The 8,521-nt window shown below is 72.5% G+C and carries 9 protein-coding genes and 1 tRNA gene; 8 read left to right on the plus strand and 2 right to left on the minus strand.

Going from position 1 to position 8,521, the window contains the following annotated elements; translation table 11 throughout:
- Window positions 1-30: 30 nt before the first annotated feature.
- Window positions 31-918, minus strand: coding sequence for an alpha/beta fold hydrolase (locus tag ACFRCR_RS14125; protein WP_377678381.1), 888 nt, complete (start codon window positions 916-918; stop codon window positions 31-33).
- Window positions 919-1,138: 220 nt separating this feature from the next.
- Between ACFRCR_RS14125 and ACFRCR_RS14130 the strand changes: the two genes are divergently transcribed.
- A complete protein-coding gene (locus ACFRCR_RS14130) occupies window positions 1,139-1,783 on the plus strand; it encodes a LysE family translocator (RefSeq protein WP_377678382.1) in 645 nt (214 codons plus the stop codon).
- Window positions 1,780-2,340 (plus strand): hypothetical protein, encoded by a 561-nt coding sequence (locus ACFRCR_RS14135; RefSeq protein WP_377678383.1) that lies wholly within the window; start codon window positions 1,780-1,782, stop codon window positions 2,338-2,340. Before ACFRCR_RS14130 ends, ACFRCR_RS14135 begins: the two co-directional genes overlap by 4 nt.
- Here the strand turns inward: ACFRCR_RS14135 and ACFRCR_RS14140 are convergent.
- Window positions 2,261-3,583: an MFS transporter gene (locus tag ACFRCR_RS14140; RefSeq protein WP_377678385.1), complete on the minus strand. Its 1,323-nt coding sequence runs from the start codon at window positions 3,581-3,583 to the stop codon at window positions 2,261-2,263. The genes ACFRCR_RS14135 and ACFRCR_RS14140 overlap by 80 nt on opposite strands.
- Window positions 3,584-3,654: 71 nt before the next feature.
- Between ACFRCR_RS14140 and ACFRCR_RS14145 the strand changes: the two genes are divergently transcribed.
- From ACFRCR_RS14145 to def, 6 genes are all read left to right on the plus strand, one after another.
- Window positions 3,655-4,593: a LysR family transcriptional regulator gene (locus ACFRCR_RS14145; protein ID WP_377678386.1), complete on the plus strand. Its 939-nt coding sequence runs from the start codon at window positions 3,655-3,657 to the stop codon at window positions 4,591-4,593.
- Between the two features lie 211 nt (window positions 4,594-4,804).
- Window positions 4,805-5,368 carry a hypothetical protein gene (locus tag ACFRCR_RS14150; RefSeq protein ID WP_377678387.1) on the plus strand — a complete coding sequence of 188 codons (564 nt, stop codon included), beginning with the start codon at window positions 4,805-4,807 and terminating at the stop codon, window positions 5,366-5,368.
- A gap of 129 nt (window positions 5,369-5,497) precedes the next feature.
- Window positions 5,498-7,042, plus strand: a complete 1,545-nt coding sequence (locus tag ACFRCR_RS14155) for an alpha/beta hydrolase (RefSeq protein ID WP_377678389.1) — start codon at window positions 5,498-5,500, stop codon at window positions 7,040-7,042.
- A gap of 146 nt (window positions 7,043-7,188) precedes the next feature.
- Window positions 7,189-7,261: transfer RNA gene (locus tag ACFRCR_RS14160), tRNA-Thr, on the plus strand.
- Window positions 7,262-7,411: 150 nt separating this feature from the next.
- Window positions 7,412-7,729, plus strand: coding sequence for a hypothetical protein (locus tag ACFRCR_RS14165; RefSeq protein WP_377678391.1), 318 nt, complete (start codon window positions 7,412-7,414; stop codon window positions 7,727-7,729).
- A gap of 26 nt (window positions 7,730-7,755) precedes the next feature.
- Window positions 7,756-8,439 (plus strand): peptide deformylase, encoded by a 684-nt coding sequence (def, locus tag ACFRCR_RS14170; protein WP_377678393.1) that lies wholly within the window; start codon window positions 7,756-7,758, stop codon window positions 8,437-8,439.
- Window positions 8,440-8,521: the final 82 nt, after the last annotated feature.

Genomic DNA, 8,521 nt, shown 5'->3' on the forward strand with positions numbered 1-8,521 from the left:
GTCCTGTGGGGACCCGACCGGCCGGGCGGTTCAGCGGACGTCCGTCCCTTCGAGGACCTTGCGGAGCGCGGACGCGAACCCGTCGGGGTCGCCGGGCATGCCGTACTCGTCCCCCATGAACCCGCCGTGCCCGCTGGGGAACGCGACCGCCTCGGTACCGATGTTCTTCGCGACCCCGCGGGCCGCGCGAGCGGCCATCTGCTCGCCCGACTCCTCACCGGCCGCCAGGACGACCCGGGTCGAGACGCGGGAGAGCGCGTCGTAGTCGTGCTCGTAGTGCGTGCAGCTGATGAGGTTCTGCCCCAGCAGCGCGTCGTCGCGCGACCCGTCGTCGTCGGTGGGGAACCCGAACGCGCCCGGGTCGGGCGCGGGCTGGTCGGCGAAGTCGGCGGGGAAGGGGCCCTCCCAGCTCGTGAGGGTGATGAAGTGCGCCATGCCCGCGCCGAACCCCTTGTCCTGGTAGGACCGCGAGACGGCCTGCACCGCTGCGAGCGCCGTGTCGCGGTCCGGCAGCGCAGGGCCCGACGGCGGCTCGTGCGCCACGAGGGTCCGCACCTGCTCGGGGTGCCGGGTGACGAGCGCGAGGGCGTTGACGGCCCCGCCGCTGCTCGCCAGGACGTCGACCGGCCCGGCCCCCAGGGCCTCGATCACGAGGTGCAGGTCGTCCGCGTGGTGGTCGGGCGTGACGGGCGCGGACGGGTCGGTGCGGGTGCTGCGGGACACCCCGCGCGGGTCGTACGTCACGACCGGCCGGTCCGTGAAGTGCGAGGCCAGGGTGACGAACCCGTCGGCGCCCATGGGGGAGCCGACGATCAGGAGCACGGGGGTCTCGGGGGTGGCGTCGGCGAGGTTCCCGCGGACGTCGTAGGTGATGGTCGCCCCCGGGGCTTCGAGGGTGCGGGTCTCGATGTCGGTCACGGTCGTGCCTCTCGGTCGGGTGAGCGGGACGGCGTGGGTGCCGGCCGTCTCAGCGGTATGGGAACCAAGACCTTCCGCGTCGTCGGAACTCATCGCACCGTCTCGTCCCACCCTGCCTCGCGGGTGGTGGTCGTGCACGGCGAGCGGGTACCGTCGCGAGAGCGCTGGGTGCCTCCGCCGGTCTGCGGGCAGGATGCACGGGACGAGAGGGAGGCCACGCATGGTCGGTACGGCAGCGGTCCTGGGCATGACGGCGGTCGCCCTCGGGATGGTCCTGACCCCCGGGCCCAACATGGTCTACCTGGTCTCGCGCAGCATCAGCCAGGGGTGGCAGGCAGGTATGGTCTCGCTCGCGGGGACGGCCGTGGGGTTCCTCGTCTACATGACGATGGCGAACGTGGGCCTCGCCGCGGTCTTCGTGGTCGTGCCGTGGCTGTACGTCGCGCTGAAGGTCGCGGGCGCCGGCTACCTGCTGTACCTCGCGTGGCGGACCCTGCGCCCGGGCGGCCGTGGTCCCTTCGAGGCGCAGGACCTGCCGCGCGACTCCCGCGGCCGGCTGTTCCGCATGGGGCTGCTGACGAACCTGCTCAACCCGAAGGCCGCGATCATGTACCTCGCGCTCATCCCGCAGTTCATCGACCCGGCCGCCGGGGACGTCATGGCGCAGGGGTTCGTGCTGGGTGGGGTGCAGATCGGGGTCAGCCTTCTCGTCAACGCCGCGATCGTGCTCGCGGCGGGCAGCATCGCGGTGTTCCTGCGCGCGCGGCCGACGTGGATGCGCTGGCAGCGCCGCGCGACCGGGACGCTCCTGGGTGCGGTGGGGGTGAGGCTGGCGATCGACGCCCCGTCCCCGGCGACCGCGTGAGGACGGTGGACCTGGGCGAGGTCGACCGAGGGTCGTGGGTCCGGCTCGGGGTCCTCGCCGTCCTGGTGCTGGGAGCGGTCGGGTGGTGGACGTCCTCCGACGCCGCGCTCGTCGGCCACGGGGGAGAGGAGCTCGACCTGCTCCGGGACTACTCCTCGGTCGACGAGCTCGCGGCCGAGGCCACGGACGTCGCGGTCGTCGAGCCGACGGGCCGCACGTGGACCGAGCACATCAGTACCGCGCCCTTCGCCGTGACCGAGCTTCGGGTCGTCACGTCGGACGGTGGACCGCTCGTGGCGGGCGACGTCGTCGCGCTCCGCCAGGACGCCGGCCACTACGTCAACGCCGCGCCGACGCCCGAGGAGGGTGAGCGCTACCTGGTGTTCCTCCACCCGTCGGGGGTCGAGGCGGACGGGCCGCAGTACTCGGTCGTGGGCGCCCACGCGGTGTGGCGTCTCGACGGGTCGAGGGGGCGTCTCACGACGCCAAAGAGCTCGTTGCCCCGCCGGGTGTCGATCGAGGGCGCGGACGGGAAGCTCGTCGCGTCGTCCCGGTAGCCGGTGTGCGCAGCGAGCGTGACCCCAGCGTGAGCAGCGGCGCCGTGAGGGCCACCGCGGCGACGAAGATCGCGACCCCGGGCCACCCCGCGTGCACCCAGGTCACGCCGCCGAGCCAGCCGAGCAGGCTCGACGCCGCGTAGTAGAAGGCGTTGTACAGCGAGGTCGCCTGCGAGCGGCCTACGACCGCCCGGTGCCCGACCCAGCCCGAGGCGACCGCGTGCGCGCCGAAGAAGGAGGCGGTGAGGATCACGAGCCCCAGCAGGATCAGGGGGATCTGAGGGGCGAGCGTCAGGAGGGCTCCGGCGCTCATCATGGCGCCCGCGACGGCCAGTACCCGTCGGCGTCCCCACCGGACGGTGAGGCTGCCCGCGAGGCGGGAGGACACGGTCCCGCCCAGGTAGGCGAAGAACACGAGCGACGTGACGGCCGGGGACAGCAGGTAGGGCGGTGCCTCGAGGCGGAACCCGAGGTAGTTGTAGATCGTCACGAACCCGCCGATGACGAGGGCACCGTTGGCGTACAGGACGAGCAGGCCGCGGTCGCGCAGGTTCGTCAGGACGAGCGATCCGACGTGCCGCAGCCCGTCGCGGTCCGGCACGAAGCCCCGCGCCCGCGGTGCGAGAACGACGAACGCGACGGTCGTGAGCACGCACAGCCCCGACACCGTGGCCAGGCCCACGCGCCAGCCGGCGAGCTCGGCGACGCCCGCGGCGAGCACCCGGCCCGCGAGCCCGCCGATCGACACCCCGCCGACGAACATCCCCGCGACGACCGCGGTGTGCGCGGAGTGGATCTCCTCGTGGAGCAGGGTGATCGCGAGCGCGGGCACCCCGCCGAGCGCTGCGCCCTCCAGGAAGCGACCGGCGACGAGCAGCTCGACCGTGGGTGCGAACGGGGTGAGCAGGCCGATGGTCGTCGCGGTGACCAGGGCGACCTGGATGGCGCGGACGCGGCCGACGCGGTCGGCGACCACGGACCAGGGCAGGACCGCGAGGGCGAGGCCGAGGGTCGCGGCCGAGACCGTGAGCGAGGCCGTGGGCGCGGCGATCCGGAGGTCGGAGGAGATCATCGGCAGGATGCCCTGCGGCGAGTAGAGCTGGGCGAACGTCGCGAGCCCCGCGCACACGAGCGCCACGACGGTCCTGCGGTATCCCTGGGAGCTGCGTCGGTGTCCTGTCCACGGGGCGGGGGGCAGGACGACGAGCGCACGGGTCGTGACCGGCGCGAGGGCGTGGGGCATGGGCTCGACGCTAGGAGCGTCCAACTCTTGCGTCCAATGCATGTATCTCTGCCGAGGAATACGATCTGAGCATGGATGCCGCGCTGGACGAAGAGACCCGCCGACTGCTGCCCCTGCTGCCCGCGTTCGTCGCGGTCGCCGAGGTCGAGCAGGTCACGCTCGCGGCCGCGATGCTGCGTGTCCCGCAACCGACGGTGTCCCGCGCCGTCGCGCGCGTCGGCGAGGTGCTGGGCGTGCCCGTGGTCGAGCGCCACGGGCGCGGCATCCGGCTCACCGACGCAGGGCGCGCTCTCCTGCCGCACGCGCGCGGGGCGCTCGCGGCGCTCGGCGCGGGCGTGGACGCCGTCCGTTCGCGGGAGGCGCTCGCGCGCGGCACCCTGTCGGTCGCGTTCCAGACCTCGCTCGGCGAGTCCGTCGTCCCGGCCCTCATCAAGGACTTCCTCGCCGACCACCCAGCCGTCCGGTTCACCATGACGCAGGGTGCCCGTCGCGCGTGCCTCGACGCGCTCGACGCGGGCGAGGCCGACATCGCCCTCGTGTCGCGCCTCGTCCCGGCCCCCGCAGGCCGCGAGGTCCTCACGCTCTTCCGTGAGCCCCTGGTGCTCATCGTCCCCGCAGGTCACGAGCTCGCGTCGCACCCCGGCGCCACGCTGCGCGAGGCCGCCCGCTCGACGTTCATCACGCTCAAGCACGGGTTCGGTCTGCGGGGGACGGTCGATGCGCTGTGCGCCGCCGCGGGCGTGCGTCCGACCATCGGGTTCGAGGGCGAGGACCTGCACACCGTGCGCGGCCTCGTCGCCGCGGGCCTCGGCGTGAGCGTCCTACCACCGGCCCGTCAGCCCGTGCACGACGTCGTCGAGGTCCGCCTCGACGAGCCCGTGCCGTCGCGCGACATCGGCGCGGCCTGGTCGCCCGACAACACCTCGCCCACGCTCGCGGCGTTCGTCGAGATGCTCCGTGCGGGGGTCGTGGACACCAGCACGCCCGACGGCGGCGCGCCCGTCCGCTGAGCGGCGCGCCCTTGCCGCGGGTCGGCCCGGGCAGGGGTGCGACCGTGCGCCTGGCCGTGCCGCCGACCGGGCGACTCGACGCGGCGAGGCGCGCGACGTCGTCGGGCACGGTCGTGTCGCCACGCAAGAATCGCGGTCCTCACGACATGATGAGAGTGAGGGGTGCACGCCACCGCGGCGCCCGTGCCGAAGCCCGAAGGAGACCCCGCCCATGACTTCCCTGCGCCGACTCGCCCCCGCCGTCTCGCTCGTCGCGCTCCTGGCGCTCACCGCGTGCGGGACGGACACCGACTCGGGCGGGAACGCCTCGGACACCCCCAGCGCCGAGGAGAGCACCGCCGACGAGAGCACGCCCTCCGACGAGACCCCCGAGGCCCCGCTGAACGCTGCCGACCTCCCGATCGAGGCGGGCGCCAACGGCGTCGACCTGCCCGCAGGGATCGACGCCCCCACGACCGGCGGCACCGGCGCGGCCTGGACCGCGGAGGACGGCTACCTGTACGTCGTGACGTTCGGGTCGAGCACGTGCCCGCACATCGCCGAGGGCGACGCGACCCTGGACGGGAGCGACGTCGTCGTGACCTTCCAGAAGGTCGACGAGACCAAGCCCTGCACGATGGACCTGCGCCCCTGGACCACGGTCGTCAAGGCCCCCGAGGGGGTCGACGAGGCGGCCGACGTGACCGTGCGCCTCGACGAGGCGGGGTCGGTCGTGCTGACGCCGCGCGCTGCCGCCGGGCAGGTCGGCGAGGCCGCGTGGGTCGCCCAGTCCTGACCTGGTGACGGGGTCGGTCGTGGCCCGGGGCGGCGCGCGGGACCGCCGCCCGTGAAGTTCGCGTGAAAGGGCAGGGCCGGGGGCGTCGTTCGAGGTCCCCGGCCCAGCCCGACCCGTTACCGTTGCCGGGTGAAGACGCCCCACCGCCGCACCACAGCGCTGTCCGCCGCGACGCTCGCCGTCGCCCTGCTGCTCGGCGCGTGCGCCCCCTCGCCCAAGGTGCAGAGCCCCGCCGAGACGGGGTCGTCCTCGACGGGGTCCACGGGGACCGGCGAGGACGTGCCGGCCGAGCTCGCCGAGTTCTACGGGCAGAGCCTCGTGTGGGACGACTGCGGCGGCGGGTTCGAGTGCGCGACGGCGATCGCGCCCCTGAGCTGGGACGACCCCGCGCAGGGCAAGATCGAGCTCGCGCTCAAGCGGCTGCCCGCCTCGGGCGAGAAGATCGGGTCGCTGCTGACCAACCCCGGCGGACCGGGCGGGTCGGGCATCGAGTACATCACGAGCGCGGCAGGCAGCATCGGCGAGCCCGTCAAGGAGGCGTACGACGTCATCGGGTTCGACCCGCGCGGCGTCGGGGCCTCGACCCCCGTCGTGTGCCTCGACGACGCGGCCAAGGACGCCTCGCTGTCCCGCGCCTACCCCGACAGCGACGAGGGTCGCGCCGAGATGACGGCCGACCTCAAGGCCTGGGCCGACGCCTGCGCGCAGAACACGGGCGACCTCCTCGGCAACGTCGACACCCAGAGCGCCGCGCGCGACATGGACATGCTGCGCGCCGCCCTCGGTGACTCGACGCTCAACTACCTCGGCTTCTCCTACGGCACCCAGCTCGGCGCCACGTACGCGGGGCTCTACCCGGAGAAGGTCGGGCGCATGGTCCTCGACGGCGCGATCGACACCTCGCTGACCTCCGACGAGATCTCCGCGCAGCAGGCCGTCGGCTTCGAGAACGCGCTGCGGGCCTACGTGAAGGACTGCCAGGGCGGCAAGAACTGCCCGCTGACCGGCTCGGTCGACGACGGCATGGCGCAGGTCAAGGCATTCCTCGACCAGGTCTCCGAGCGCCCCATGCGAACCTCGAGCGACCGCCGCCTGACGTCGACGCTCGCGTTCTACGGGATCGCGCTGCCGCTCTACAACAACGAGAGCTGGTACGCCCTGACCGCCGGCCTGGACGCCGCGCTCAACGACGGCGACGGCACGATGCTGCTCGGCTTCGCCGACCTGTACAACGGCCGCAACGCCGACGGCACGTTCAACGACAACTCGTCCGAGGCGTTCCGTGCCATCAACTGCCTCGACGCGCGCGGCAACCCCGACCCCGCGTTCATGGCCGAGCAGGCCGCCCAGATCGAGGAAGCGGCCCCGACCATGGGCTCGTTCTTCAGCTACGGCGGCCTGACGTGCGTCGACTGGCCCTACCCCGTCGTCGACCAGGAGTTCGACCTCCACGCCGAGGGCGCCGCGCCCATCGTCGTCATCGGCACGACCAACGACCCCGCGACCCCGTACGTGTGGGCCGAGGGCCTCGCCAAGACCCTCGACTCCGCGACGCTGCTCACCTGGGAGGGCGAGGGGCACACGGCCTACGGCCGGTCCAACGCCTGCGTCGCCGACGCCGTGGACGCGTACCTGGTCGACGGGAAGGTCCCGGAGGACGGGAAGGTCTGCTGAGGGTGCTCTGACCTGGTGACCCGCGGGCCGTCTGAACAGGGGGCCCGACGGCGTCGCGGGAGCCAGTTTGTCCTCACGCCCTCGCGTTGGGTACAGTTGCGACGCTTGCTGAAACGGAGCGCCGCAAGGCGTGACGTCCGGCACGCGCCGCCTTAGCTCAGTCGGTAGAGCGTCTCACTCGTAATGAGAAGGTCATCAGTTCGATTCTGATAGGCGGCTCAGTCGCGAAGGCCCGGAACCTCAACGGTTCCGGGCCTTTCGCGTTGTCGGGCCGCTGGGGCTCCTCGAGGAGCACCTCTCGGAGTTCCAAGTTCCCGCTCCTTGGTCGACTGCCTGACGAGTGTGTCGACAAGCCCGTATCGTCCCTGCATGACGAGTGCGACGTGCGCCCTGGTGGCTACCGTGATCCCGGTGTTCCTCCTCGCCGGATTTCTCGGGCAGGGACTGCTTCGCAAGTCCCGGACGTTCAGAGGCTCCACGAGGTGGCTCCTCCTGGGCTACGTGGCATTCTCTGCAGGAATGACGTTGGCCGCAGCGGTCGGTGCGAACGGCGACGGGCTGTCCGGGGTTGCGGCGTGGCTCGCGTGGACTGCCCTCTCCCTGGGAGTGTTCGCGATCACCCTGGAGGCATACATCCAGATCTTCGAACCGTCCGCCGACCAGCGTCGAGTCCCTGCCGATCGTTGACCCTGAGCAGCACCTAGGCTTCTCCCATGTTCACCTTCGGCCGCCGTCGCCCCACCACCTATGTCCTGGGCCAGCCGGTCAAGTCCTTCCCGGAGATCGCCCCCGAGGTCGAGCGCGGCAACATCCTGCGCATCACCGAGATCGGTGAGTCCGTCCTGCACACCCCGTGCCGTGAGGTCACGGAGTTCGGCACGCCCGAGCTCGCGCAGCTCGTCGACGACCTGTTCACGACGATGTTCGTCGCGGAGGGCGTGGGCCTGGCGGCGCCGCAGGTCGGCGTGGACCTGCGGGTCTTCGTGTACGACGTCGAGGACGAGAACGAGGACCGCCACGTCGGGCACGTCGTCAACCCGGTGCTCGAGGTCTTCGACGGTCCCGAGGACGAGATCGAGGAGAGCGACGAGGGGTGCCTCTCGATCCCGGGCGCGTACTCGCCGCTCGCCCGCCCCGTGAAGGCGATCGTGCGCGGGTTCGACCAGCACGGCAAGCCCGTCGAGCTCCATGGCTCGCACTTCCTGGGCCGTGCGCTCCAGCACGAGGCGCAGCACCTCGACGGGACGCTCTACTTCGACCACCTCACGCCCGCCGCGCAGGAGGCCGTGATCGCCGAGATGCACCAAGAGCGTCCCGGGGTCCTGGAGGAGCGGCTCGAGCTGTCCGAGGCCCTGGGCAAGACACCCGCCGAGTACCCGGCGGCGCCGCTGCGCTAGCGCTCCGACGCGCCCTGAGTGAGATGGGTGGTTCGGCCTGAGACGGGTTGCTGGGGACGCGACCCAGCAACCCGTCTCGGAC

Source organism: Oerskovia sp. NPDC056781 (genome assembly GCF_042789955.1).
Taxonomy (GTDB): Bacteria; Actinomycetota; Actinomycetes; order Actinomycetales; family Cellulomonadaceae; genus Oerskovia; species Oerskovia rustica.